Origin of the sequence: Lacicoccus alkaliphilus DSM 16010 (assembly GCF_900142805.1) — a bacterium.
GTDB classification, from domain to species: Bacteria; Bacillota; Bacilli; order Staphylococcales; family Salinicoccaceae; genus Lacicoccus; species Lacicoccus alkaliphilus.
On sequence record NZ_FRCF01000014.1, the window covers coordinates 29,584 to 55,232 of the forward strand.

Genomic DNA, 25,649 nt, shown 5'->3' on the forward strand with positions numbered 1-25,649 from the left:
AATTTTCATTTGATTTTTTTATCCTAAAAATTTCCCTTCGACATACTTAATATGGGTATGAATCTTATTCTCTACTATTTTCGGCTCCTTTGTTAACAATGCTTTCATTAGTTCCTCTTGTTCTTCATAAAATGCCTTGGGACTTGTGTAGTATTCATCCAGATACAATAAAAAAGTCCTTATTTGTACTTTGATGGATTCATACAATTTAATGATTCTGGAATTGCCAGATAAACTAACGATATAGCTGTGAAATTTCATATCCAGATCAAATAAATCCATCCAATCCTCCACACTATCTTTATACTTCATCTTGTCCAATATACTCTGCAGCTCAATAAATTCAGGATTCTCCAAGTGGGGTAGTGCTTTTAAAAAGGCGTAAGATTCAACCATAAGTCTCAAATCAATAATTTCTTTCCAATCTTCATCGGAAAAATCAGATACGTATGTACCTTTCCGGGGTTCTATCACTACCATTCCGTCGTTCTCCAATATTTTTAAAGCATCCCTGATTACATTCCTGCTCACATCATATTTGGCGGACAACTCATTTTCGATCAATCTCTCACCAAACCCTATTTCTCTCTTCCATATGCTTCGCCTCAGCTCCTCGGCTATAATTTCACCTAAAGATTCTTTGATTATATTTGATTTCATATGACTAACCCTTTCTTCACCCTGAAGGCGAAACAGTCGATTGTCGACAATTAAACTTAAATACACTTTAGCTTATGACAAAAATTCTGTCAACTGAAAAACTTGCTCTTATTTATCAGTTACACGGTTTACAACCTCGGGGTTGATTAAGTTGGGTGGCACATCTCCGCTTAATCCTGCTATAAGATTTTTTTCTGCCAACTTCGACATTGCCAATTCATTTTCTATTGTAGCTGCACCCAAGTGAGGTAGAGTAACAACGTTTGATAGCGATAATAGGGGATTGTCTGCCCCTACTGGTTCTTCTTCAAAAACGTCAAGCGCTGCAGCCATTATTTCTTTGTTTTTCAGTGCATTGTATAAGGCATTTTCATCCACATTTTTCCCCCTTGATGCGTTGATAAAAATTGCACTATTTTTCATTTTCTTAAAGTCTTCAGCTTTTATGAAATGCTTTGTTTCTTTGGAACCCGGAACCATCAGCACCACAAAATCCGCCTCTCGTAATAAATCTCCTAAATCAAGGTAAACAGCTCCAAATCTGCTTTCCACTTCCTTTTTGCGGGATCTGTTGTAATACAATATTTCCATATCAAAACCAAAGCGACACCTCTTAGCGACAGCCTGCCCTATGCTCCCCATCCCGATGATTCCAACTTTTTTATGGTGAACATCAGTCCCGAATCGGTTAAATTGAAGATATTCCTTCCACACACCTTCTTTAACGAATTTATCCAGCTCCGGTATTCTTCTGGCTGATGCCAGTAGCATTCCAAGAACTGCATCTGCGACTGTATCAGTTAGTACTCCTGGTGTATTAGTTGCCATTATATTCCGCTTCGTCATTTCCGGAATATCGAGGTTGTCGTAACCGACTGACACGTTGGAAACAACCTTTAAATTTGGGGCTAGTTCCAAAAGCTCTTTAGACACCTTTAATTCCAATCCTATAATTCCGCTCGCTTCCTTAAGTGCTTCTCTGAATCGACCATCCTGCAGGTACTCATAGTTCTCAAAGTATGAGACCTCAAATCTTGATTCCAAAGCCTCCCTCACTGGCTTGGAAACTCTTGTATAAGCTATTACTTTTTTCACTATACTCCCCCTTTTTACCTTTATATTCGGCCTTACCCATATATCAAAATAATCATTAGAAATGAAATTTGTCAACAAGATTCATTTATTAATCCGATTATTCTTAATTTAATAAATAGTTAATTATTTTGTTGACATAAATTTTTCCATAGTCTAACATTAGTATAAAGAATTGTCGACAGTCCACAAATGATTATTGTAAGCGTTTACTTTTTAGATTTAATATTATATTTCACAAGGGGATGTTAATAAGATGAATATAAAAGAGAAAATCAGAGAGGATATAAACTCGAAGAAAGATGAGTACATCCAGTTTCTTCAAAAGATTATACAACAACCAAGTACCAGCGGTAATGAGCTGGAAGCACAAACTATTGTCGCCGATCGCTTAAGAGACTTGGGATTGGACGTGGATGTATGGACACCTGATGCTGAGGAATTGAAAAAGAGCGAGTTCTTTAACCCTCGTAGAGAGGATTATGAGGGCAGTCCAAATGTAGTTGGAACTTTGAAAGGAAAGCAGAATGGGAAGTCCCTTATTTTAAACGGCCATATAGATGTCGTGCCTGCAGGAGATGAGAGTAAGTGGATTAATGAGCCCTACTCCGGGACGGTCATTGACGGGAAGTTATATGGGAGGGGAACGACAGATATGAAGGGAGGTAATATGTCCACCCTGATAGCACTTGAAACAATCATCAATTTGGGCATCGAATTAAAGGGGGATGTCATTTACGAAAGTGTTATTGAGGAAGAAACTGGCGGGGCAGGAACACTTGCTGCAATCCAAAGGGGTTATAAAGCTGATGTTGCATTGATTCCTGAACCCAGTGAAATGAAGATCTTTCCAAAACAACAGGGGTCGCTTTGGTTCGAAGTGACTGTAGAAGGTGTCTCTGCTCATGGCGGTACCAGGTATGAAGGAGTCAATGCCATAGAAAAAGGATGGGTTGTTTTTCAAGAGATTATGAACTTGGAGGAACAAAGAAATGAACCTTTACGTGAACATCCCCTCTATAAAAATAATCCAATCCCCATCCCCATAAACATCGGGCAATTTAATGGAGGATATTTTCCCTCGGCAGTACCCGAAGAAGCAATTATTCAAGGCCGTTATGGAATAGCTCCGGGAGAAACCATTGAAGAGGCTAAAGAGCAGTTTCAATCAATGCTTGATAACTTGAAATCCCTTGATAATTGGTTCGAAAAACATCCAGCCACAGTAAAATGGGGCGGTATTCACCTCCCGCCCGGAGGTTGTGAGGACGACCACCCTATGTTAGAAATCCTTCAGAATAATTACCTCGAAGTGGAAAAGGAAGAAGCGGTAATGGCAGGTTCAACCTGGGCTACAGATGGCGGTTTACTTACACAGGCAGGAGGGATTCCTTCCATAGTTTTCGGGCCAGGTACGACGAGCATGGCACATTTCACGGATGAGTATGTTGAGCTGGAAAAAATGTTTAAAACTGCTGAAATCACAGCACTATCCATAATTGAATGGTGTGAAATCAATGAATAAAATCATCAAATTACAGAGGGGAATAATATTATTATGAAAAATTTACTTAGTATACTGGCCTTAATGACGGCACTACTAGTGCTCAGCGCATGCACAATCGGTTCAGAGGATGATGGCGATGCATCATCAGAAGAGTCTTCCGATTCAACAGAGACCGACGAGTCTACAGAAGCCATAGGATCAGGCGAATACTCTATCAGTGTATCTTACACTACACCAGAATCCGGTTCTACGCATATAGGAATGGAGAATTTTAAAGAATTGGCAGAAGAGAAGACAAATGGGGAAGTGGAGATTGAGTTATATCCCAATGGACAGTTATATGCTTCGGAACGTGAAGCAATCGAGGCTGTTCAGTCAGGCACGGTAGAAATGACAGTTGCAGCTTCAGCGCCGGTTGTTGGTTTTGATGAAAGGTTTTTGGCAATAGATCTACCTTTCATTTTCCCTGACCATGAAACCGCCTATGAGGCTTTGGATGGAGAATTAGGACAAACTCTGTTAGATGGCTTACCTGAGATAGGACTTGCTGGATTAGCATATGGCGAAACTGGAATGCGTCAAATGACAAACAATAGTCATCCAATTGAATCTCCTGAAGATTTAGATGGCTTACAAATTCGTACTATGGAAAATGACGTTCATATAAATACATTTAATGAATATGGTGCTAGTGCTTCTCCATTTCCTTTCGGAGAGTTATATAGTGCACTGCAACAAAATATGTATGATGGCATGGAAAATCCAATCAATCTAATTGATCAAATGAATTTTTATGAAGTTCAGGACTACCTGACTATATCAAATCATGCTTATACTGCAACAGTGGCGTTTATCAATAATGATTATTTTGAAAACCTGCCTGAAGATATTCAATCCTCATTGGAGGAAGCAGCTCTTGAATCAATGGATTATCAGAGAGAGGTAGCAAGACAGCAGGATGAGGAAGGAATGGAAAATATTGAGGGCCAAATGGAAATCAATGAATTGAGCGAAGAACAGAGACAACAATTCATTGAGGCAGCTGAACCGATCTTTGACAGATATGAAGATGACATCGGCAGTGATTTAATGGAACTGACACGCTCATACTCAGAATAATTTCAGTTAAACATAGTTAGTTATTCCGAAGTTTAATTTGTATGGTTGGAAAAGTTGAAGACCATCTCTTCCTGGCCATACTTATTAAACTTCTTTTATAGTCAATTGGAATTTCAATAAAAGTGAGGCGTATATATGATGGATTTGAAAAATCTCTTTGACAAACGAATTGAAGAATTCATTCTTGTCCTAACAATGGCTCTTATCGTGTCGATTCTTTTCACTCAATCCATTCTAAGATTTTTTGGAGGATTTTCTTTAAGCTGGGGAGCTGAGTTAGCGCAGTTCCTTCACATCTGGCAAATATGGATTGGTGCTAGTTTAGCAATTCGCTTACAATCCCATATAGGCGTCGATGTATTCGTTAAATTGTTCCCTTATTTTATACAAAAGATTTTCAGAGTCATCGTCATCATTTGTTGGTTCGTATTTGCAGCTTTCTTGGCAATTGCCGGAACTCAATATATTTTGGATATAATGAATAGTGGGCAAACAAGCCCTTCCCTTCAAATACCTATGTGGATTCCATACCTGGTAATTCCTATCGGCGGAGCATTGATGATCATCAGATTGATTCAACAACTCTATTTATTAATTACCGATAAAATAACCTTAGGTGAAAAGGAGGAAATAGAATGACTGTAGCTCTTTTATTCATCTCCTTTTTTCTCTTAATGATAATAGGAGTTCCTATAGCACTTTCTTTGGGCATTGCCTCATTGTTGACAATGGTATTTGCGACAGATAATTCTCCTACAATAATCATACAACAAGCTTTCACATCTCTAGACAGCTTCCCCCTTATGGCGATCCCGTTATTCATTTTAGCTGGTGTACTAATGAGTACAGGCGGGATATCAGAACGCCTGTTAAACCTGGCTAACGTATTGATAGGCTTTGTTGCTGGCGGGCTGGCCATGGTAACAGTGTTGGCAAGTATGTTTTTTGCAGCTATTTCGGGATCAGGCCCGGCAACAGTAGCTGCAATCGGTTCCTTCATGATTCCCTCGATGAAAGAAAATAATTATGGTAGTGGCTTTGCTGCAGCTATTACTGCTTCAGCAGGCTCCATAGGAGTATTGATTCCTCCAAGTATCCCATTCGTGATGTATGGAGTAGTCGGGACGGTTTCAATTGGTTCAATGTTTTTAGCCGGCATCATCCCCGGGCTGATACTCGGCCTCGCATTGATGGTGATTTCTTATATAAATGCCAAGAAGAACGGCATTGAGGGAACCGGCGTGATGCCTACATTCAAAGATGTTTTAAAAGCATTGAACGAAGCAAAGTTTGCATTGTTGGTTCCGGTGATTATACTGGGCGGGATTTATGCAGGTTTATTCTCACCAACCGAATCTGCAGCAGTAGCATCTGTATATGCACTTTTTATAGGAGTTTTTATTTATAAGGAACTGACATGGAAATCCGTTTATCAAAGTTTCTCCTCTGCTGCTCTGACAAATGCTGCTACAGTAATCATCATAGGTTTCTCAGTTTCATTTGCTTACCTGATGACGAGAGAAAGAATTCCAACAATCGTGGCAGACTTTATAGTGAGCCTCTCAGAGAACCCTCTTGTCATAATGTTGATAATTAACATCTTCCTGCTAATTGTAGGAATGTTCATCGATACAATATCGGCAATAGTTATTTTAACTCCAATCCTACTACCAGTTGTGACTAATATAGGATTAGACCCGATTCACTTTGGGGTCATACTTGTAATGAACCTGGCCATTGGGTTTGTCACTCCCCCACTCGGAGTCAACTTGTTTGTTGCCTCAAATGTAGGTAAGGTAGCATTTGAAAAAATTGCGAAAGGTATGATCCCTATTTTGATTGTCATGCTGATTGCCTTGATGATTGTAACTTATTTTCCACCGTTATCAACTTGGATTCCGAGCTTAAGGGATTAATTGATTAAAAGCCTTAGATAGGTGTGACACCTTCCAACAGAGAGCACATCTCTCCCAATACAAATCAGAATGCGCAGTAACTATAAAAAAGACAAAACCAAAGGTTTTGTCTTTTTTATAGTTATTTTCTCAGTCATATAAAGTAGATTACGTACCATTAAGAAAACAGTTCTAATTGGTATCCATATCCGGACTTAACTTCTCTTTTGTCCCCCTGTTTCCCTTATCAAAATAAGAGACGGTAATGATTACAATTATATTAACAACTATACCGTAAATAATTGGGTTATTAGCACCCAATCCTTCTACCCATAACCCTATCAGTACGGTAGTTGCAGAAAGCAATATAGCCGCGAAGGCTGCATTTGGCGTAATTTTTTTAGAAAATAGACCAAATAATATTGGTACAAAAATTGAGCCGGCAAGAATAGCATAAGCGACATCGATTGCTACTAGCAATTCTTCAATCCATAAAGCAATTATAATTGCGAGTATAGCTAATATAAAAGTGGTTATTCTTGAAATTAATAGAAATCTTGTATCATTTATCTTAGTAAAAAAGTGATCTTTCAAAATGTCTTTAGAGATTAATGTTGAGGATGCAAGTAACGTCCCAGAAGCAGTCGACATTATAGCTGCTGCTACCGCTGCGAAGACTATACCTAAAAATCCGGTTGAAATTGTTTCAAACGCCATTGTTGTAAATACATCCTGGGTGTTTTCTATCCCCGGAAGTACTACAAGTGCTGCCATACCTATTATAACCATAGCCAGTGAATATAATAGACTGTAGATACCAACTAACACCCCGGCGGTTTTTGCAACTTTGGAGTTTTTCCCAGTGAAATACCTTTGCCAAATATCCTGACCGACCATCATTCCTAATGTATAGGTTAATAGGTATGTTAATATTTGTCTGAATCCAATTTCCGTAACATTGAAGTAGCTGCTTGGTAAGTTAGCTGACAAGCCATCAAAACCGCCCGCAGCACTTAGACTCTGAGGCAACATAATTAAAAATATACCCAAGGTCATGATGCCAAACTGAATGACATCCGTTATGGAAAGAGTCCACATCCCACCTAGAATTGTATAAAAGAAAACAATACAGCCCCCAATCAAAGACTCCTGAGAGTAAAGCGCCAATAGCGATAATTTGTGTAACACTTATAAGCAATGTATATATAGCAGCTACCACTGCCCCTATAAGTTTGGATTTTGTACCAAACAGCCTTCCTAACAGTTCACTGATAGTCAGGAGTTTATATCCCATCACCCTATCCAGAAACAGTAAGCCGAATAAAGTAATACCAAGGCCCATTGAGAACACAAACCAGATTCCTGACAAACCCATTTCATAACCTAACTGTGAGGAACCGATTGTTGATGAGCCACCCAGAAATACGGCAGTCAGACAACCGAATAACATCCATACACCCAGGTTCCTGTCTGCCACCATATACTGTTCACTAGTTTTTGCTCTTAACATTCCCAGGACACCGACACTGACTAGTAGCAGGAAATATATTACAAATACTAGATAATCTAAAACTTCCATAATTCTTTATCCCCCTGTTTATACGGACTAGGCACTTTTAAGATGATGAATCACGCTTGTGAATTGCTATTAAGCTGATCATTTCAAATATTACTGATGAAGCTGCTACAGCAGTGATTTCACCGCTATCATAAGTCGGCAGCACTTCTACCAAATCAAAACCTTTGATGTCCAATCCTCTTAGATTCCTTACAAATTCCAGCCCTTCGAACGAGGTGGGTCCACCGACTTCCGGTGTGCCTGTTCCGGGAGCATAAGCTGGGTCCAGGAAATCAATATCATAAGATACAAATGCTTTTGCAGTTCCTACCCTTTCCTTGATTCTTTCTGATACTTCATCGAAGCCCATTTTTCGGGCTTCTCTCATCGTTATCACTTCAAAGCCTAAATCTCTGGCGTCTTCTATGCATCCAGGCCCATACAAAGGTCCTCTCATCCCTACTTGAATTGAGTGCTCAGTATCGATTAATCCTTCTTCTACTGCTCTTCTGAATGGTGTCCCGTGCATATACTTTTCACCAAAATAATTATCCCATGTATCACCATGAGAATCGAAATGAATAAGGGCCACAGGGCCATACTTCTTATGAAAGGCTCTTAGGTGACCAAGCGATATGGAATGGTCTCCGCCCATCATTACAGGGGTGATACCATTATCTAAAACTGGCTTGAGGGATTCTACTATATTGTCATAAGTAGCATGAATATTTCCCGGAATCACATCAATATCGCCGTAATCAACACCGGAACAGTAATCAAATATATTAATATCCTGATCTGGATTATATGGCCTGAGCAAGACTGAAAAATCTCTGATATGCTGAGGTCCATATCTTTGCCCTGTCCTATTCGATGCTGCAGTGTCAAATGGCACACCTATAACAGCAAAATCCACCTCTTCTGTAGTTCTAATATTTTCTAACCTCATAAATGTTCGTGGTCCCACAAAACGAGGTGATTTGGATGAATCCTTTGGTCTGTACATATATATTTACTCCTTCTCGTATTAAATATGTTTAACTCCATTATTATATCAAATTCCCTATCGACAAATATTTCGTATCCAGATATGCTTCGATGCCTTCCGGGCCGCCTTCCTTGCCGAGGCCGCTTTCCTTCAAGCCGCCGAATGGTGCATGTGCAGCGGATGGTGCACCGTCGTTCCAGCCGATGACGCCGAACTCGAGCTGATCTGAAAGATACAGGCCGGTTCTGTAATCATTCGTGAAGTAATATGCAGCGAGGCCGAACGGCAGACTGTTGGCGAGTTCAATTGCTTCGTCCACCTCTTTGAATGACTGGATCGGAATCAGCGGGCCGAACGTCTCCTCGTTCATGATCTCCATGTCCTGCGTCGCGTTCTTGATGACGGTCGGTTCAAAGAAGTACGTGCCCTTCTCGTCATCCGCGATTCCTGTGCCGCCGCATAATATATCCGCACCGAGCTGCCCGGCATTGTCAGCCTGGCCGCTCACCTTTTCATATGCCTGTTTATTGATCAGCGGACCGACCTGGGTGCCTTTCTCCAGACCGTTGCCGACCTTCAGTCCCGAAACTTTCTCACTCAGCTTCTGCGAGAATTCATCCACGATCGATTCATGGACGAACAGCCTGTTTGCGCATATGCATGTCTGTCCCGCATTCCTGAACTTCGAGGCGATGGTCTGATCGACCGCGATATCGATGTCCGCATCACCGCAGACGATGATCGGCGCATGGCCGCCAAGCTCCATCGAGACATGCTTCACCGTATCTGCACTGTTTTTGATCAGTGATTTGCCGACCGGCGTCGAACCGGTGAAGGTGATCTTCCTGACGAGCGGACTGTCCGCGAATAAAGACCCGATCTCGCTGCCGGAGCCGTTCACTGCTTTGAAGACGTTCTCCGGTACGCCCGCTTCGTAGGCCAGTGCCACAAGTTTCATCGTCGTGAGGGGCGTCTCCGCTGCGGGCTTGATGATAAAGGCACATCCCGCCGCAAGTGCGGGTGCCACCTTCCTCGTCAGCATCGCCGCAGGGAAATTCCACGGCGTGATGCCGGCAACCAGCCCGACCGGCTGCTTTTTGATGAGGATGTTCTTATTCGGTGAGTTGGCCGGGACGGTCCTGCCGTAGACGCGTTTCGCTTCTTCTGCGTACCATTCGATATAAGCGTTCGCGTAAGCGACTTCGCCGAGCGCCTCGTGGAGGGGTTTGCCGCTTTCCTTCGTGATGATTTCAGCCAGCTCGTCCTTATTTTCATTGATCAGGCGGAACCATTCCTTGATGATGCCGGAACGGTGATGCGCATCCGTCTGCCGCCATTCCGTAAATCCTTCATGGCATGCCCCGATTGCGGCCTCGACTTCCTCTTTCGTATTTACAGGCAAAGTGTCCACGACTTCACCCGTTGCCGGGTTAGTAACTTCAAAAGTCTGCGTCATCGTCACTCACCCGCCTTTTCAAGTGCCGCATCCAGTATATCAAGCCCTTTATTGAGCTCTTCATCGGTGACGACGAGCGGCATCAAAAATCTGATGACGTTACCGTAAATGCCGGCGGAAAGTAAGATCAGTCCGTTATCGTTGGCATACTTTGCGATTTGACCGGCCAATGCTTTATCCGGGGATTTCTCTTCATCATCGTTCACGATTTCCACAGCAACCATCGCTCCGAGGCGTCTGAATTCACCGATGAATGCATATTTCCCTTTATAAATATTGAATACATCCTCAAGTTTCTGTCCGATCCGCTCCGCTTTGTTGCAGAGGTCCTCTGCTTCGATCACGTCGATGACGGCGAGTGCCGCGGCACAGGCGACCGGGTTGCCGGCAAATGTACCGCCGAGTTCGCCGGGTTCTGCCGCATCCAGTATTTCGGATCTGCCCACCACACCGCTGAGCGGCAGTCCTGCCGCCAATGATTTCGACACGAGCATCAGGTCAGGCTCGATGTCGAAGTGTTCCGACGCAAACCATTTACCTGTACGGCCGAAGCCGGTCTGGATTTCGTCCGCCACGAAAATGATGCCGTGCGCCTTGCAGAATTCAACCACTTCATGGACGAAACGTTTCGGCGGAATGATGAAGCCGCCCTCGCCCTGTACCGGTTCCATGACGACACATGCCACATTTTCAGGGGCCACGGTCTCTATGAAGAAATCCTTGAATTCCTTGATGGACTGCTCGATGTATTCTTCATCGGTCAGTGCAGGATGCTTGCGGTAAAGATATGGGAACGGTGCCGGATAAATATCCGAAGCAAACGGTCCGAATCCGTTCTTATAAGGTTTCACTTTGCTGGTCATGCTCATCGTCAGGTTGGTCCGCCCGTGATACCCGCGCTTGAAGGAGACGACCGCATTCCTGCCCGTATATTTCCTGGACATCTTGACCGCATTTTCCACCGCTTCCGCACCGGAATTGAGGAAGATCGCTTTTTTATCAAAGCTGCCCGGGGTGAGATGGCACAACTTTTCGGCAAGCTCGATATAACCGTCATACATGATGCAGTTGAAGCCCGGGTGCAGGTACCTGTCGACCTGGTCCTTGACCGCCTGCGTCACTTTCGGATGTGTGTGGCCGACGTTCTGGACGCCGATCGCACCGGCGAAATCGATGAACGTCTTCCCTTCCGGATCGGTGACGGTCGCGCCGTGTGCGTGGTCCGCAATGCTCAAGTTACCGTTGCTCACACTTCTTGATACATATTTCTCTCTTTTTTTCTGTAATTCCTCAGTTCTTGTCATGTTATGGAAACCCCTTTCATTATATGAGTATAGTCATTATTTCAAATATTGGTATAATTGAAAGTACCAATTTCATAATAATATAGGCACCAGATTGAAAGGAGCCAGAAGGATGTTGGAAATCAACTTATCTTCAAGCCATTCGAAATTCAAATACCGGCAAATATATGAAAGCCTTAAAGATATGATCATATCCGGCAAGATCCCGAAAGGATATAAGCTCCCTTCGAAGCGGGAGCTCGCAAAAGATTTGAATGTGAGTGTGAATTCGGTCGCCACGGCATATGACCAGCTGATTGCGGAAGGTTATGTCTACGCCGTCGAAAAGAGAGGCTATTATACAGAAGCGATCAATAAGTATAATACCGAGGCGCACTTACCGGAAGAACTCCCCGGGGATTTAAAGGAAAATGAAGGTCCGGGACGATATAAATATTCCCTGTCCCATATGACCGTGAACAGCAGTTTCTTCCCCTATAAGAAATGGATGAGCTTTCAAAGGGATGTGATTCAGAATCACCAGTTCGACATCTCCCAGCTGAATCATCCCCAGGGGCCGCTCGAAGTCCGGGAAGCGATCAGGAACCTCATTTCCGTGACCCGGGGCATCAACTGCTTCGCTGAACAGATCGTCATCGGCACCGGGACCCAGCCGCTGATCAGCCAACTCATCGACCTCTTCGAATCCGACGTCAAAGTCGGCATTGAGAATCCGGGCTACTCCAGGGTCCGGGACATGTTGAACGACAAAGGCATCAATGTAGTGGATATCCCGTTGGACACGGAAGGTGTCGATATATGTAAGATGGAGGAGGAACACACGAGTATTCAGTTCCTCACACCCTCCCATCAGTTCCCGCTCGGCATCATCATGCCGATCTCCAAAAGGATCGATCTTCTGAACTGGGTGTCGGAAAAAGATGAGCGTTATATCATAGAAGATGATTACGACAGTGAATTCAAATACTGCACGGACAGCATCCCTTCACTGCAGAGCCTGGACAAGAACCAGAAGGTGATCTACATGGGGACATTCTCCAAAACCCTTCTGCCGAGCTTCCGCATCAGTTATATGATCCTCCCCATCAAGCTGCTCGAAAAGTATAAACAGAGGTACAAGTACTGGCTTCAGGGAAATGACAGCCTCCAGTTATACACTTTAAAATACTTCATGGAATCCGGGGAATACAGCCGTTACGTCAAAAGGATGAACAGCCATTATGAGCACAACAGGATGATACTGGTCGAGGCATTGAGGGCGCATTTCAAGGAAAAGATCGACATCGTGGATGTGCCGGCAGGGCTTCATTTCATCGCGAAATTCAAGACGGACCGGTCATATGACGACATCAAGGCCCGTGCCGAAGCCGCCTCGCTTGAACTGTACGACATCAGGCGCTTTTCGACGGATTACGTGGCGGACGATGATGCGTGGAAGGAATATGTGCTCGGCTTCGCCAATCTCGATATAGATGAAGTCGGGAGCATCACCCGGCTCCTTTACAAGGCGGTCTTTGAATGAAGGGCCCGGCAGCCCCCGACGCCATGACCGCTTCAAGCACAATATTTGAAAACGGTTTCAACAAGTTGTATCTTTGGAATGTAGACATACTATAACAGAGGGGGCAACATCTTGAGTCAATCATTTGAAGACAAAATCGTGTTGATTACGGGCGGTGCCGGCGGCATCGGTCAGGCAGGCGCCAAGGAATTTTTGGACAGAGGGGCTTCAGTCGTATTGGTCGACTTGAATGAAGAGGCGTTGAAGCAGGCTTCAGAAAATCTCGGATCAGACAAAGTCCATACCATTACAGGGGACGTCACGGATGAAGAAAGTGTGAAGAATTATGTAGAGGAAACCGTCGAGAAGTTCGATAAGATCGATGTGTTCTTCAACAATGCAGGCATCAACGGACCGTTCAAGAACATTAAGGACCTGGACAAGAAAGAATTCGATATGATCATGAACATCAATACCACCGGCGTATTTTTAGGCATGAAATACGTCATCAGACAGATGGAGCAGCAGGGCCACGGTGCCATCGTCAATACGGCATCCAATGCTGCATACATCGGTTCGGCCGGGATGGCAGGCTATATCGCTTCAAAGCATGCGGTCGCAGGCTTGACCAAAACAGCCGCCCTGGAAGTGGCCGGCGACAACATCAGGGTCAATGCCGTCGCACCTGCCGCGATCGATACGGATATGCTGTCGGATATCCAAAATAACCTGACGCCAGGTGAGCCGGAAAAATCAGGTGAAGCCATCAAGCAGGGTATTCCCTTCGGACGTTTCGGCACACCGGAGGAAGTGGCGAAAGTGGTCGCATTCCTCGCTTCCGATGATGCCAAGTTCGTCACGGGTTCGCTCTATAATGTGGACGGTGGCATGCAGGCGGATTGACGAAAATAAAACAAGCGATGAGGGTCGGTAAACCGCCTCATCGCTTGTTTTGTTTTAAAGCTTCTCCAACAGCCACCGCGCCACGTCTGCCTTGTTTTCATCGCCGACTGCGTGGGCTGTCTCATATGTCGTATAAGTGACATCCGCACCTTTTTCCTTAAAATACTTCTCGTTCTTCCGGCCGACTTCGGGCGGGAATAATTCGTCCTCCCGGCCGTCCGACAGAAAGACATCAAGATGTGTCACATCCTTGACGCCGTACCTCTCTTCCAGAAATTCCGGGACATACCCATTCATCGAGACGATGCCGGCGATTTCATCACCCATCACCATGGCGAGCGCATTGGACAGGATAGCCCCTTGGCTGAAGCCGCCGAGATATACATGGTTCTCATCCACCGGGTATTCATCGATCACATCTTTTATGAATGCCGGCATTTTCTTCATACAATCATCGAACGTCTCCATGTCCGGTTTTCCGAAATCCTCGAGATGATAATAAGCATAGCCGTTTTTGTATTCCATATCACCGCGGACCCCCACGACGATGAAGTCATCCATGATGCCGCCGAAGTTGATCCATGCAAATTCTTCATGGTGGCCGATGCCGTGGAACGCGAACAGAATCGGATATTCTTTATTCTCATCGTAGTTCTGCGGTGTCTTCACTTCATAATAATAAGTATCCTGCACAATTCTGCCTCCTAATTGTCATGTTACCCACCATTATATGGTAAAGACACGCCTTAAGAAATCAATTCGCACTGATCATCCAGTCGATACCATACTTATCCTCGAATGACCCGAACAACGATGTCCACTCGGCCGGACCCAAAGGCATATGAATCCGTGCCGCCGCACTTGAAGCTTTCCCGAAGAAAGCACCCGCCGTCCCGACCGCCTCTTCATCATCACCATCAAAGACGAAGGCCACCTGCGCCCCTTCATTATTGATCTCTTTTCCGCCCCATGTGCTGCTGATGAAGATCGGCTCCCCCAGAATCTTTATCTCTGCGTTCATGACGAATTTTTCCGCTTCCTCTTCAGACATCTTAAACTCCTCAGACGCACCTTCGAACATTTCATGATCCGCTTTCGTCACCGACACCACTTCCGCATCAAAATATTCCACGTAATAATCGATTGCTTCAAGCGCATTCTGGAAATTGAAATAGGGAATGACCTTGAACATGGGAACCCCTCCTGTAATGACGATATATTAATGTATTAATTATATAATAACCCCATCACAAAGTGAATTATTACACCTCTCACTCGCTTAAATCTTTGATCACCTGCCCGAGCAGCGGGTCGAAGTCCAGACTCGCTGTCATTTCATAAGACACATGAAGGTCCAGTCCCTCTACCATATCTTTGATTTTTGATGTCATGTAGCCATCATATAAAAATAAAGGCACGATGATCAGTTGCCGGTACTTCCCGGAGATTTCAGGCAGCAGTTTTTCAAAGTTCAGCTTTCCGTACAGCATCATCGCATGGGCATCGCACCCGAGGTCCAGATTTTCCGTGAAGGATTCAAGTGCTTCATCCGCTTCCGGGAAGCGCGGATTGCCATGGGCAATGATGACGGCAGCTGTACCGTCCTTTGCCGGAGCATCGTCCACTCGCTGCCTGATGATTTCTTTTACCAATGGATGGGCGGTGAGGACCGGCCGCACTTCAATCTCCACTTCGGGATGCGAGGTTCTGAAACTGCGTACGATTTCCGGTATATCCTCCTTCACGTGGGACGCCGGCAGTATGAACAGCGGTGTGATCACGATATGTCCTGCCCCGTCCGCAATCAGCCGGTCGATCACGATATGGGCATTCTGTGTATCACTTTCCAAAAACGCGGTTGAAAATTCAAGATCATAAGGTGCCATCAGTGCATCGATACGCGCATTCAGCTTCTCGTTCAAATCGCCCCGTCTGACACCGTGGGCAAGCAGCAGATGTCTGATCATAAGACACTTCCTTTCCTTTAATTTTATACAATACCCCTTTCCCGCCGCATCAATGCCTGCTTTTGATTAATCACCGGCGCTGTGGAATAATTGAATCAAACACTGATCACTCAGAACTTTGGAGAGGATATGAAATTGAAGACATTACAGGATTTGAATCATGAAGAGCGTTTGAATTTGGTCGAAGAGACCGCGAAAACCTTCAAGGCAACGGCCCGGGAACATGATGAAAACATCACTTTCCCGTTCGATAATTTCAAGGTGCTGAAGAGCATCGGTTATCCTGCCCTTTCCGTCCCGAAAGAATATGGTGGCGGCGGCATCAGCCTCGCCGAATTGATGAAGCATCAGGAAACCATCGCGAAATATGATGCGGCCACCGCACTGTCCATCGGCTGGCATATGGGCATCATCATGGACCTTGGTGAAAAGAAGACGTGGGAGGCGTCGAAGTATAGAAAGGTCGCGACGGATGTGATTGAAAACGGTGCCCTCATCAACAACCTCGCCACCGAACCCGCAACCGGGAGCCCGACACGCGGCGGGAAACCGGAGACGACGGCAGTCAAGGACGGTGAGTTCTGGATCCTGAACGGCAGGAAGACCTTCGCCACACTCTCCCCCGTCCTGAAATATGCCTCAGTCAGTGCGACCATCGAGGCCACCGGTGAAGTCGGGGATTTCATCGTCGATACAGGCCTCGAGGGTGTCCGCATCGACGAAACATGGAACTCGATCGCCATGCGGGCAAGCGGCAGTCATGACTTCATCATGGAGGAGGTGCGGGTGGAGGCAGACGACCTCGTTTCATTCAGGACACCGGGTAAAAAGGACCCGTCAGGGTGGCTCCTGCATATCCCCGCCTGTTACCTCGGCATCGCGAAAGCGGCACAGACGGCAGCGGTGAAGTTCGCAAAAAGCTACTCCCCCAACAGCATCGCAGGGACGATTTCAGAACTGCCGAATGTGCAGGAGAAAATCGGCAGGATGGAGCTCGCAGTCATGGAGTCGGAGGCATTCCTTTATTCCACGGCAAAGCAGTGGGACACAGCGAACAATGAAGAAAGAAAAGAGATGGGCCCGGTGCTCGGGGCCGTGAAGACATCCGTCGTCAACAAAGCCGTGGAAATCGTCGACCTCGCCATGCGCACCGTCGGCGCGAAGAGCCTGAATGCGGATGACGAACTGCAGAGGCATTACAGGAATGTCCGCGCAGGGCTCCACAACCCGCCGATGGATGACATGGTCATCATCAACCTTGCGAAATCTGCCATTGAAAGGACTGAAGTGTAATATGGAGAAAATCATAATGGATGTCGACACCGGCATCGATGACGCCCTGGCGATATTGTACGCAATCGAAAGCAAACAGCTGGATATATTGGGGATCACCACCGTCAACGGTAACGTTCCCCTCGATTACGTCACGAAGAACACGCTTAAAATACTGTCACTCGCCGGAGAGAACGACATCCCCGTCTATCCGGGGGCGGTCGAACCTTATTTGAGGGAAGCCGTCCATGAGTTCAAAGTGCACGGGAACGACGGCATCGGCAACGCACTCGATGACATGGTGGTGACAAAGCCGCTCGAGGACACCTTTGCAGCGGACTTCATCATTGAAAGTGCACGTGAACACAAAGAAGAATTGACCCTCATCATGGTCGGCCCGCTGACCAATCTGGCACTCGCCTTGAAAAAAGCACCTGAGATCAAAGACATGATCGGACGGGTCGTCATCATGGGCGGCGTCGTGTCGGATGCCGGTTACGGCAACATGCTGCCGACATCCGAGTTCAACATTTTTGCAGATGCGGAAGCGGCGAAAGTCGTCTTCCATAAAGGACTCGACATCACTCTCGTCAGCCTCGACGTCACACATCAGGTGATGATGACCGATGAACATGTGGAAAAGCTCAAAGGCACGAAATATTATGACTTCGTCAAAGACGCGACGGATGAATATATGGATTATGGCCTCAGGCTCTACGGCAAAAGACAGTGCGCACTGCATGATCCCCTCACGGTCGGTTACGTGCTCGATCCCAACCTGCTTGAAACGAAAGCCTGCCATGTCGATGTGGAGACTTCGAGCCCCTTGAGCTACGGTCAGACCATCTGCGACTTCCGGGGGCTGCTCGGTAAGGCACCGAACGTGAAGATCTGCCTCGGCGTCGACAGCGGACGGTTCCTGGAGGACTTCGTGGAGAAGCTGGGTGGATGATCACTCACCTGCCTTGAAGCCGAGCCTCTGATGCGTACTTATTGTGGATGAGAGAAAGCAACAGCTTCCAGGCAGCCAGTGATCGACGACGTTATCATAAATCTTAATCACACCAAACGGAAGCGGAGCCTTTTCAGGTTCCGCTTCCGCTTTCCTTTCATACCAGCACTTACAGCATAATATTGGGAATTAAATCACATAATTGTTATAATGGATGCTCAAAGCTTTCATCAGCTTTACCATCATTATTGAAAAGGAGTCAATACATGTTGTTCAATTTCAATTTCATGAGATTCATGTTATTTGGAATTTTATTTTCATCCCTGGTTGCAGGAGGGTGTGGCACTGACAGGACGGAGGCTGATGATTTCAGCGGTGGTGGCCCCGGTCTGAACTACAGTGAAGAAATGGACTTCACGATCACCGGGGTGGATCTCGGCGCCGGACATACTGCAGTGATCAATGATGCAACAGAAGCGTATGACAGCCTGGAGGGATGGCAGCAGGACAATGCATCTGCCGCTGCGATGCTTGCCGAACTTGATGATGCCGTGGAGAATGAAGAACCGATCGCCGTCGCGGCATGGTCACCCCACTTCAAGTTCTCACAATATGACCTCAAATATCTGGAGGACCCTGAAAGCATCTTTGGTGAGGGAGAGAGCATGAGGACGATTGTCAGAACAGGACTGGAAGAAGACCTGCCCGGGGCCTATGCCATCCTGGACAGCATCCAATTTGAGATGGAGACGATTGAAGAAGCGGTGCTGCAAGGCTCAGACCCGGCGTCCGACCATGCTCAGATCGCCCGCGAGTGGGTGGCAGCAAACCAGGATGCAGTTGAAGAATGGACATCCGGCGCAGCGCCTGCAGAAGGTGTGCCCGTCGCACTGGTCACAACATACCGGGATGATGCACTCTTCACAGCCAATGTGGCTGCTGCTGCTTTAAGCCAGCATGGATTCGATGTCACATTGACTGTATTAGATACACTCTCCCTGTTTGAAGCCATTTCTGCAGGCGATGCGGATGCCTCCCTTTCCCCGTGGCTCCCCATTACAGATGAAACTTATTATAATGAATACTCAAATCAGATTGATGATCTGGGACCGCATACGGAAGGTGCCAAAATTGGCATCGCCGTCCCTGAATATATGAGTGTCGATTCACTCGAAGACCTGGCACCAAAAAATTGACACACTTAAGACACCCCCGGAAGCTTGATTGCTTCCGGGGGTGTCTTCTTGGAGCGGAAGTGTCCCACTCTCTTAATCATTCAATTCATCGTCAGGCAACTCTCCAGATTGACGATCTGCATTCCGTTGGCGCACTGCTTCTTTGAACTGATTGACTGCAGATACGAACGAAGCCTTTTCATTGGCAAAAACCTGCTCCAACGCTTCCCCTTCATATCCTTCCTCAATCAAATCGGCACGCAGTCCTTCAGAGAAATCGTCAATGACCTCCCGGGACTGGGAGCCGTCTTTTTCTAATGCCTTATCGTTCATCCCATCTCCTGGCGTATTGCCTTCAGCCTGTGCCATCTTCCTATGCCCTCCCCGCATGCGGACTCGATACATACCTTGCATATTTTGATCCGAGCATATCAGCGAGCAGGCGTGTCTCGAATCCAAATGCCTTCATGACAAGGAGATGGACCTTCGCCTGGGTCAACGTATAGACGAACCATGGCAGGGTCGGTTCATATTCATGCAGTGCGATGAGCACTTCATCGGTATCCAGAATCCGGCGGAATTCAAGACGTGCACGGCCGCCATCATCAGTCCTTGAAAATTGTCCGCCCTTGATGTAGAACAACAAACGGTCTTCATATGAACGTTCATCCGACTTTTCAAAAACCAGTATCGGATTTTTGAAGAAAGGCAGCGTGATCGATGTTTCATTTTGATCGACGCTTGTATTGATCAACTTGCCGCCGATCCTCGACAGCCAGTTGATATAATAATCTGCTGTATCTTCGATCGACCATTGTGCCGGAATCCTGATGCGCTGTACGGATTTCACATCATTCTTCTCCAGATCCTTCTTCTGAAGTATCCCCCCGCCCGAGGAACTACTCTGATCAAGTTCACCTTCGAGTGCGATCCTCACGCTTTCTTTGAAGGTGGTCGGCGCGTTGGAGATGCCCTCGACATAATTCTCCTCTTTCATGACCATGCTGTGGGTGAGGCTGTCGAGCAATGGATAGACCATTTCCTTCGGTTTCTGTGCGACCACGCTCACCCATAGTTTTGAGAGGAAAATCGGTATGATGGGGACATCCACCATCGGCAGCTTTTTATCCATCACTTCGGCCGTCTCCTCGAACAATTGGCGGTAACTCTTCTCTTCCGGGCCGCCGATGTCGATGGATTCGCTCTGCTCCGGTTTGCGTGTCACGAGTTTTGTGAGTCCCGTGATGACATCCTTCAACGCCACCGGATGTGTACGGTTGTATGCCCATGCCGGCAGCAGCAGCCCCGGCAGACGCTTCACGAGATTATGGAGGATCGGGAATGATGAGCCCTTCGGGCCGACGATCAGTCCCGCACGCATTGTGGAGACGGGGATGCCGTAGGACCCGAGTATCCTCTCGCACTCCAGACGGCTCTCGAGATGAGTCGACAGCTCATCATCATCCGGTACGATGCCGCTGAGATAGATGATGTGATCGATGTCATGCTTTTTCGCCGCCCAGGCGAAATTGTCCGCAAGGATCGCATCCTTGTCAGCGAACGTGCCCTGGTCGAGCTTGGAGGACGGCTGCATGGAATGGACGAGGTAGATGGCGATGTCCACCCCTTCCATCACCTTCTCGACGTCCAGCTGCGAATAAAGATCCGCCTCCTTCCAGGTGACGTTCTCCTCATCTTCCTTATTATCAATATTCCTTGAGACTGCGATGATTTCGTACTCTTCTTTCAGGCTTTCCATCAAGTTCCCGCCGATGTAACCCGACGCGCCGGTCAATAATATTTTCATCTAAGCACCCCTTCATGAATAGTTATGTACTTATACCCTGTAACCTGACATATATGTATTAAAAAAAAGATTCTAGATAAGCCAATTCGATATAAAAAATACACGCCCTACTTTGAGGGCATGTATTTATATGATTACTTACTTTCGAAGAAAGCCAGCTCTTTCCCGGCACCCTTCAGCTCCTTCTCCTTCAGGACATAGCTGAGCAGGTCGAGCATGATCCTTGCGGCAGTCTGCCCCGTCATCCCCGTCGGGTCATACTGCGGTGCGACCTCAACCAAATCGAATCCGATCACTTCGCCGTGCCCTGCAATGGCTTTAAGGAAGTCATTCACTTCATCATAGAGCAGTCCGCCCGGTGAAGGTGTGCCCGTCCCCGGTGCTATGGAAGGGTCGACACCGTCGATATCGATTGTAATGTAGTACTTCTCGCCTTCCGGAATGAGGTCGAGCAGACCCTGGATGCCCTTCATGCGCATCTTCTTCGGCGACAGTATTGTAGAACCGTAGTCCCTCGCCGCATCGACATCTTCCTTCTTGCTGCTGCTGATACCGCGAATACCGAACTGGTAGATATTCTCCACATGATCAAGCTCCGATAACCTCCGGATGCAGTTGCCGTGGCCGTAACGCATGCCCGACCTATGGTCTGCCCAATCAAGATGTGCATCGATCTGAATGACATGAAACGGACCGAGGTCCTCCAAACCCTTGCCGATAGGAGCGGTAATCGAATGATCGCCGCCGATGATCACCGGCATGGCACCCTGTGAAACGATCTTCCTCACCATCTCCTCAGTATTGTCGTGACTCTGCATGATGTCCCCATGGACGATGTCCACATCACCACAGTCCAATACTTTCCAATCAGGTCCAAGGTAAGTGATATCATTTTCAATATCATACGCACCCTCCAGGCCAAAACTGTATAATGTCGATCCTTCACGCACTGCCCTCGGCCCCATTCTTGCGCCCGACTTCCATTGTGTCCCCATGTCGTTCGGTACACCGATCACCGCGACATCCGCCTCCATCTCGGAAAGCTTCTCCACGTCATCACAAATCGGGTACTTTCCAAAAGTGCTGATGCCTGTGAACGGCAGATTCAAAAATTGTTTTTCATCCGGTCTTACCATGATATATTCCCCCTGTTATATACTAATGTTAAATTTCTGACTTTTCTTAAATCTATCAGTGACTAAAATCTATCACGGTTTCCCCGTAAACACAATACAAAAACGCAAAATAATTTCAATAAAATATAAAAAATAATGAACTAAATTCAGTATTGCATTTAAATGCAATATTACATTATTAACATTTAAAGACCGTTAAATGAGGTTTTAATGACCGTTATAATTGATTTTAAATGCATTATTGCATTTTAAAAGTTTTAATTTAATAAAATTTTATGTCGGAAAACTCTTGTTAAATAATATGCCCATGTGCATAATGGTTTTCAAGGGAGATGGATTTCTGAAAATAAGGAATCTTTAATTAACAAAGGGGGACTCGCCATGAATGAACATTTCAGCAAGACGGAAATGCCACTCAGCAGAAAGCGCTACGTTTTAGGGGTAAGCAGGTTCATATTTTTCACGAGCATCGCAATATTGATATTCTTCATACCTTTCCAGATCAATGGAAACACGGAAATACTTTTCGGGTTCATCTATAATACACTCATCGACTTTTTCGGCATCGTGGGCATATGGATGATGACCGTACTCATACTCACCAACGCCTTACTCAGCGTTGTCGGGAAATTCATTTCTAAAGAGGGCACTAAGTTACATAGCCATTATGCGAAAGATTCAAAAGTATATATTCCGATCTACTTTGTAGGAGCTGCATACTCCATACTCTACACTTTGCAGGTTTCCATACCGGCATTCAACGGTCCGGAGGCGATCGTCGGCTCAGGCACGGGGGAACTGATGTCCGGCATTGCACTTGCGGTCATGTGGGTCATCCCGCTCGGTGCGATCTTCATCCCGTTCTTCGTCAACTACGGATCGATCGATTTCATCGGCACACTGCTCCAGCCGATCATGCGTCCGATCTTCAAGGTGCCGGGCAAGAGCGCGGTGGATGCCATCACTTCATTTTTGACATCATCTTCGGTGGCGGTGCTTTTCACCACCAAGCTCTATAACATGAAGTACTACACGAAAAAGGAAGCGGCTGTCATCACGACCAGCTTCAGTGCTGTCAGTATAGGCTTTGCAGCCGTCGTCATCGATACGGCAGGTCTGATGGATCACTTCGGGAAAGTGTACTTCTCATCATTTCTTGTGGCATTCATCATCGCCTTCATCATGATCCGCATCCCGCCGCTGTCATTGAAGAAGAATGTCTATATCGATGACAGTGCACAGACGCCGGAAGACAGGGTTGCGGAAACGTATAATAAAAACACGCTCGGCATCGCCGTCAATTCAGCGATAGATCAGGCTGCCGATGCGAATGATTTCTTCAAGGAAATCAAGAAAAGTTTGAAGGAAGGTTTGGCGGTCCTTCCGAAAGTGCTTTCGATGCTATTCGCCATCGGCGTTTCAGTGCTGATACTCGCTGAATACACACCGACTTTTGAGATCATCGGTGCCGTCATCGCACCTTTCATCCAGTTGTTGCGGGTCCCGGATGCTGCATTGATTGCACCTTCCTTGGCACTCGGACTCGCTGAAATGTTTCTGCCGGTGCTTTACATTTCGGATATGGTGGGCACGCTCGATGTCCAGGCAAGATACTTCGTCACTGCAGTATCGATGGTGCAGATCATCTTCTTCGCTGAGACCGGCGCCGTCATGCTGTCGACTGGGCTGCCACTTAAACTCTGGGAACTGATTGTCATTTTCACTTTGAGGACGCTCATTGCAATGCCGCTTGTGGCCATCTTCATGCACTTGTTATTCTAATTGAAAATTAAAAGTGGCGGCACTCCCGATTGGAGGTGCCGTCACTTTTTTTCACCGGATTTCACTTGAATTCTATACCATACTTATGGAACTTCCTGCGGATGGTCGTCGGGTCGACTTTAAACGCCTTTGCCATGCTGAACACATCTCCGTCCGCCTCCATCGCATTCAGCAGCACCTGCTTTTCGAAGTTCGCCACGATGCCAGCCAGTGATTGCGTCCCGTCCATCTCCATGAAGGAAAGGCTCTCGATTTGGGAATTCTTGATTTCAAAAGGCACATCCACATAGTCGATGGTGGATTCCGGACTTGTGACTACGAGCCGCTCAACGATATTTTCAAGCTCCCTCACATTACCCGGCCAGTGGTAACCGACCAGGACATCCATCGCCTGTGCGTCGATCCGCTTATCCAGATTGTACTTTTTATTGACCTTTTTAAGGTTCTGCATTACAAGCGGATAGATGTCATCCCTCCGCTTCCTGAGCGGTGGGATGTCGATTGGAATGATATTCAGGCGGTAGTAGAGTTCTTCCCTGAATTTTTTTCCTTTCACCATTTCTTCCAAGTTCTTATTGGTCGCAGCAATGATTCGTACATCAGCCGGTATTTCCTCTGAGCCGCCGATACGGGTGAACCTCTCTTCCTGAATGACAGTGAGCAGCTTGCTCTGCAGGGATAATGACAATTCATCTATATCGTCCAGAAACAAGGTGCCGCCGTCCGCCAGATCCAATAACCCTTTCCTCATGCCTTCTGCGGTCCCATTTTCACGGCCGAACAGTTCTGCTTCAAGCAGTGTCTCCGTAATCGTGCCGCAGTCGAGTTTCATGAACGGTTGATCCTTCACCGGACTGTAGCTGTGGATCAGGCGGGCGATGACTCCCTTTCCGGCCCCCGGTTCCCCCTGGATCAGCACTGATGATTTGACCGAAGCGACACGCATGACCAGTTGGATGATTTTCTCCATCGTCACATCCCTTGCGATGACCGCACTGTCTATATCCCGGTATTTCATCTGTTCGAGCTCCATATGGTAGTTCTTGCTGAGGTGTTTCGCTTCCTCCAGTTCGTCCCTCAGGTTATTGAGCGAGGTGATGTCCCGGGAGTTCACGACAATCCCTTTCATTTGCTTCTCCCCGTCGAAGAACGGGGTGGCACTCGCCATGACCAGCTTACCGTTGATGTTCTGGAACATATTCACACGCTCTTTCTTTGCGATTGCCGCGAGGGTGATCGATTCCGGATAGACCTCCGTATCCACGAAATGCTGAACATTTTTACCGATGATATCCTCACGTTTGATGCCCTCGATTTCCTCACATGCCTTGTTGTAGAAAAGTGTCACGCCTTCCGCATCGGTGATGTGGATGCCATCATAGGAGGAATCTATCAAGGCCTGGAACTCATCCCTTGTAAAAAGCTTATCCGTCATATTGTCCACCCCCAGTTAAAGTATAGTTTGCGTCCACACAAATATAACATAAGCCATTAAGTGGGGTATTCACGAAAGCCTTACAAATGTCATAAATAAATGTCAGAATTCAATTGACAAGTCTGATTATTTAGTTTAAT

The 25,649-nt window shown here is 46.4% G+C and carries 22 protein-coding genes and 1 pseudogene; 10 read left to right on the forward strand and 13 right to left on the reverse strand.

What is annotated here, in order from left to right:
* Window positions 1-18: 18 nt before the first annotated feature.
* Both BUA12_RS11650 and BUA12_RS11655 read right to left on the reverse strand, forming a co-directional pair.
* Window positions 19-660: a GntR family transcriptional regulator gene (locus tag BUA12_RS11650; protein WP_072710792.1), complete on the reverse strand. Its 642-nt coding sequence runs from the start codon at window positions 658-660 to the stop codon at window positions 19-21.
* Window positions 661-768: 108 nt separating this feature from the next.
* The gene (locus BUA12_RS11655; RefSeq protein ID WP_331463079.1) at window positions 769-1,755 is read right to left on the reverse strand and encodes a 2-hydroxyacid dehydrogenase; all 987 of its coding nucleotides are present in this window, start codon (window positions 1,753-1,755) and stop codon (window positions 769-771) included.
* Window positions 1,756-2,008: 253 nt separating this feature from the next.
* Here BUA12_RS11655 and BUA12_RS11660 point away from each other — a divergent pair, with 253 nt between their 5' ends.
* From BUA12_RS11660 to BUA12_RS11675, 4 genes are all read left to right on the forward strand, one after another.
* A complete protein-coding gene (locus BUA12_RS11660; protein ID WP_072710793.1) occupies window positions 2,009-3,277 on the forward strand; it encodes a peptidase in 1,269 nt (422 codons plus the stop codon).
* Window positions 3,278-3,310: 33 nt separating this feature from the next.
* Window positions 3,311-4,378 carry a DctP family TRAP transporter solute-binding subunit gene (locus tag BUA12_RS11665; RefSeq protein WP_072710794.1) on the forward strand — a complete coding sequence of 356 codons (1,068 nt, stop codon included), beginning with the start codon at window positions 3,311-3,313 and terminating at the stop codon, window positions 4,376-4,378.
* A 135-nt stretch (window positions 4,379-4,513) separates the two neighbouring features.
* A complete protein-coding gene (locus BUA12_RS11670) occupies window positions 4,514-5,017 on the forward strand; it encodes a TRAP transporter small permease (RefSeq protein ID WP_245772815.1) in 504 nt (167 codons plus the stop codon).
* On the forward strand, window positions 5,014-6,294 hold the full coding sequence (locus tag BUA12_RS11675) for a TRAP transporter large permease (RefSeq protein ID WP_072710795.1): 1,281 nt from the start codon (window positions 5,014-5,016) through the stop codon (window positions 6,292-6,294). The genes BUA12_RS11670 and BUA12_RS11675 overlap by 4 nt, the downstream gene beginning before the upstream one ends.
* Before the next feature lie 171 nt (window positions 6,295-6,465).
* Here BUA12_RS11675 and BUA12_RS11680 read toward each other — a convergent pair.
* The 4 genes and pseudogenes from BUA12_RS11680 to gabT form a co-directional block, all read right to left on the reverse strand.
* Window positions 6,466-7,852 (reverse strand): annotated as a pseudogene (locus tag BUA12_RS11680) (sodium:solute symporter family transporter).
* Window positions 7,853-7,889: 37 nt separating this feature from the next.
* Complete coding sequence (speB, locus tag BUA12_RS11685; RefSeq protein ID WP_072710796.1) at window positions 7,890-8,837, reverse strand: agmatinase; 948 nt, start codon at window positions 8,835-8,837, stop codon at window positions 7,890-7,892.
* 43 nt (window positions 8,838-8,880) lie between these two features.
* A complete protein-coding gene (locus BUA12_RS11690; protein ID WP_072710797.1) occupies window positions 8,881-10,275 on the reverse strand; it encodes an NAD-dependent succinate-semialdehyde dehydrogenase in 1,395 nt (464 codons plus the stop codon).
* Window positions 10,276-10,277: 2 nt separating this feature from the next.
* Window positions 10,278-11,579 carry a 4-aminobutyrate--2-oxoglutarate transaminase gene (gabT, locus tag BUA12_RS11695; RefSeq protein WP_072710798.1) on the reverse strand — a complete coding sequence of 434 codons (1,302 nt, stop codon included), beginning with the start codon at window positions 11,577-11,579 and terminating at the stop codon, window positions 10,278-10,280.
* Between the two features lie 112 nt (window positions 11,580-11,691).
* On the opposite strand from gabT, the gene gabR reads away from it, so the two are divergent.
* Together gabR and BUA12_RS11705 are read left to right on the forward strand one after the other, a co-directional pair.
* The gene (gabR, locus tag BUA12_RS11700) at window positions 11,692-13,101 is read left to right on the forward strand and encodes a MocR-like transcriptional regulator GabR (RefSeq protein ID WP_072710799.1); all 1,410 of its coding nucleotides are present in this window, start codon (window positions 11,692-11,694) and stop codon (window positions 13,099-13,101) included.
* A 111-nt stretch (window positions 13,102-13,212) separates the two neighbouring features.
* The gene (locus BUA12_RS11705) at window positions 13,213-13,983 is read left to right on the forward strand and encodes an SDR family NAD(P)-dependent oxidoreductase (RefSeq protein WP_072710800.1); all 771 of its coding nucleotides are present in this window, start codon (window positions 13,213-13,215) and stop codon (window positions 13,981-13,983) included.
* Between the two features lie 54 nt (window positions 13,984-14,037).
* On the opposite strand, the gene BUA12_RS11710 is transcribed toward BUA12_RS11705, so the two are convergent.
* The 3 genes from BUA12_RS11710 to BUA12_RS11720 all read right to left on the reverse strand — a co-directional run bounded on the left by BUA12_RS11710 (window position 14,038) and on the right by BUA12_RS11720 (window position 15,950).
* Window positions 14,038-14,676 (reverse strand): alpha/beta hydrolase, encoded by a 639-nt coding sequence (locus BUA12_RS11710; protein ID WP_072710801.1) that lies wholly within the window; start codon window positions 14,674-14,676, stop codon window positions 14,038-14,040.
* A gap of 61 nt (window positions 14,677-14,737) precedes the next feature.
* Window positions 14,738-15,175, reverse strand: a complete 438-nt coding sequence (locus BUA12_RS11715; RefSeq protein ID WP_072710802.1) for a VOC family protein — start codon at window positions 15,173-15,175, stop codon at window positions 14,738-14,740.
* A gap of 79 nt (window positions 15,176-15,254) precedes the next feature.
* Window positions 15,255-15,950 carry a sirohydrochlorin chelatase gene (locus tag BUA12_RS11720; RefSeq protein ID WP_072710803.1) on the reverse strand — a complete coding sequence of 232 codons (696 nt, stop codon included), beginning with the start codon at window positions 15,948-15,950 and terminating at the stop codon, window positions 15,255-15,257.
* A gap of 129 nt (window positions 15,951-16,079) precedes the next feature.
* Here BUA12_RS11720 and BUA12_RS11725 point away from each other — a divergent pair, with 129 nt between their 5' ends.
* The 3 genes from BUA12_RS11725 to BUA12_RS11735 all read left to right on the forward strand — a co-directional run bounded on the left by BUA12_RS11725 (window position 16,080) and on the right by BUA12_RS11735 (window position 19,370).
* Entirely contained in the window at window positions 16,080-17,243 is a 1,164-nt protein-coding gene (locus tag BUA12_RS11725) for an acyl-CoA dehydrogenase family protein (RefSeq protein ID WP_072710804.1), read from the forward strand.
* Window position 17,244: 1 nt separating this feature from the next.
* On the forward strand, window positions 17,245-18,174 hold the full coding sequence (locus BUA12_RS11730) for a nucleoside hydrolase (RefSeq protein ID WP_072710805.1): 930 nt from the start codon (window positions 17,245-17,247) through the stop codon (window positions 18,172-18,174).
* Between the two features lie 269 nt (window positions 18,175-18,443).
* The gene (locus BUA12_RS11735) at window positions 18,444-19,370 is read left to right on the forward strand and encodes a glycine betaine ABC transporter substrate-binding protein (protein ID WP_178138270.1); all 927 of its coding nucleotides are present in this window, start codon (window positions 18,444-18,446) and stop codon (window positions 19,368-19,370) included.
* A 72-nt stretch (window positions 19,371-19,442) separates the two neighbouring features.
* Here BUA12_RS11735 and BUA12_RS11740 read toward each other — a convergent pair whose 3' ends face one another.
* The 3 genes from BUA12_RS11740 to speB (BUA12_RS11750) all read right to left on the reverse strand — a co-directional run bounded on the left by BUA12_RS11740 (window position 19,443) and on the right by speB (BUA12_RS11750) (window position 22,292).
* Complete coding sequence (locus BUA12_RS11740) at window positions 19,443-19,718, reverse strand: hypothetical protein (RefSeq protein WP_072710807.1); 276 nt, start codon at window positions 19,716-19,718, stop codon at window positions 19,443-19,445.
* A 4-nt stretch (window positions 19,719-19,722) separates the two neighbouring features.
* On the reverse strand, window positions 19,723-21,156 hold the full coding sequence (locus BUA12_RS11745) for an NAD-dependent epimerase/dehydratase family protein (RefSeq protein ID WP_072710808.1): 1,434 nt from the start codon (window positions 21,154-21,156) through the stop codon (window positions 19,723-19,725).
* Window positions 21,157-21,290: 134 nt separating this feature from the next.
* On the reverse strand, window positions 21,291-22,292 hold the full coding sequence (speB, locus tag BUA12_RS11750) for an agmatinase (protein WP_072710809.1): 1,002 nt from the start codon (window positions 22,290-22,292) through the stop codon (window positions 21,291-21,293).
* 381 nt (window positions 22,293-22,673) lie between these two features.
* On the opposite strand from speB (BUA12_RS11750), the gene BUA12_RS11755 reads away from it, so the two are divergent.
* Window positions 22,674-24,074: a YjiH family protein gene (locus BUA12_RS11755; RefSeq protein WP_072710810.1), complete on the forward strand. Its 1,401-nt coding sequence runs from the start codon at window positions 22,674-22,676 to the stop codon at window positions 24,072-24,074.
* A 61-nt stretch (window positions 24,075-24,135) separates the two neighbouring features.
* On the opposite strand, the gene BUA12_RS11760 is transcribed toward BUA12_RS11755, so the two are convergent.
* Window positions 24,136-25,509, reverse strand: a complete 1,374-nt coding sequence (locus BUA12_RS11760; protein ID WP_072710811.1) for a sigma-54 interaction domain-containing protein — start codon at window positions 25,507-25,509, stop codon at window positions 24,136-24,138.
* Window positions 25,510-25,649 lie beyond the last annotated feature (140 nt).

Coding starts and splice junctions, on each gene's coding strand:
- BUA12_RS11650 (WP_072710792.1), bottom strand. CDS start 660: ATGAAATCAAATATAATCAAAGAATCTTTAGGTGAAATTATAGCCGAG.
- BUA12_RS11660 (WP_072710793.1), top strand. CDS start 2,009: ATGAATATAAAAGAGAAAATCAGAGAGGATATAAACTCGAAGAAAGAT.
- BUA12_RS11665 (WP_072710794.1), top strand. CDS start 3,311: ATGAAAAATTTACTTAGTATACTGGCCTTAATGACGGCACTACTAGTG.
- BUA12_RS11670 (WP_245772815.1), top strand. CDS start 4,514: ATGATGGATTTGAAAAATCTCTTTGACAAACGAATTGAAGAATTCATT.
- BUA12_RS11675 (WP_072710795.1), top strand. CDS start 5,014: ATGACTGTAGCTCTTTTATTCATCTCCTTTTTTCTCTTAATGATAATA.
- speB (WP_072710796.1), bottom strand. CDS start 8,837: ATGTACAGACCAAAGGATTCATCCAAATCACCTCGTTTTGTGGGACCA.
- BUA12_RS11690 (WP_072710797.1), bottom strand. CDS start 10,275: ATGACGCAGACTTTTGAAGTTACTAACCCGGCAACGGGTGAAGTCGTG.
- gabT (WP_072710798.1), bottom strand. CDS start 11,579: ATGACAAGAACTGAGGAATTACAGAAAAAAAGAGAGAAATATGTATCA.
- gabR (WP_072710799.1), top strand. CDS start 11,692: ATGTTGGAAATCAACTTATCTTCAAGCCATTCGAAATTCAAATACCGG.
- BUA12_RS11715 (WP_072710802.1), bottom strand. CDS start 15,175: ATGTTCAAGGTCATTCCCTATTTCAATTTCCAGAATGCGCTTGAAGCA.
- BUA12_RS11720 (WP_072710803.1), bottom strand. CDS start 15,950: ATGATCAGACATCTGCTGCTTGCCCACGGTGTCAGACGGGGCGATTTG.
- BUA12_RS11725 (WP_072710804.1), top strand. CDS start 16,080: ATGAAATTGAAGACATTACAGGATTTGAATCATGAAGAGCGTTTGAAT.
- BUA12_RS11730 (WP_072710805.1), top strand. CDS start 17,245: ATGGAGAAAATCATAATGGATGTCGACACCGGCATCGATGACGCCCTG.
- BUA12_RS11740 (WP_072710807.1), bottom strand. CDS start 19,718: ATGGCACAGGCTGAAGGCAATACGCCAGGAGATGGGATGAACGATAAG.
- BUA12_RS11745 (WP_072710808.1), bottom strand. CDS start 21,156: ATGAAAATATTATTGACCGGCGCGTCGGGTTACATCGGCGGGAACTTG.
- speB (WP_072710809.1), bottom strand. CDS start 22,292: ATGGTAAGACCGGATGAAAAACAATTTTTGAATCTGCCGTTCACAGGC.
- BUA12_RS11755 (WP_072710810.1), top strand. CDS start 22,674: ATGAATGAACATTTCAGCAAGACGGAAATGCCACTCAGCAGAAAGCGC.
- BUA12_RS11760 (WP_072710811.1), bottom strand. CDS start 25,509: ATGACGGATAAGCTTTTTACAAGGGATGAGTTCCAGGCCTTGATAGAT.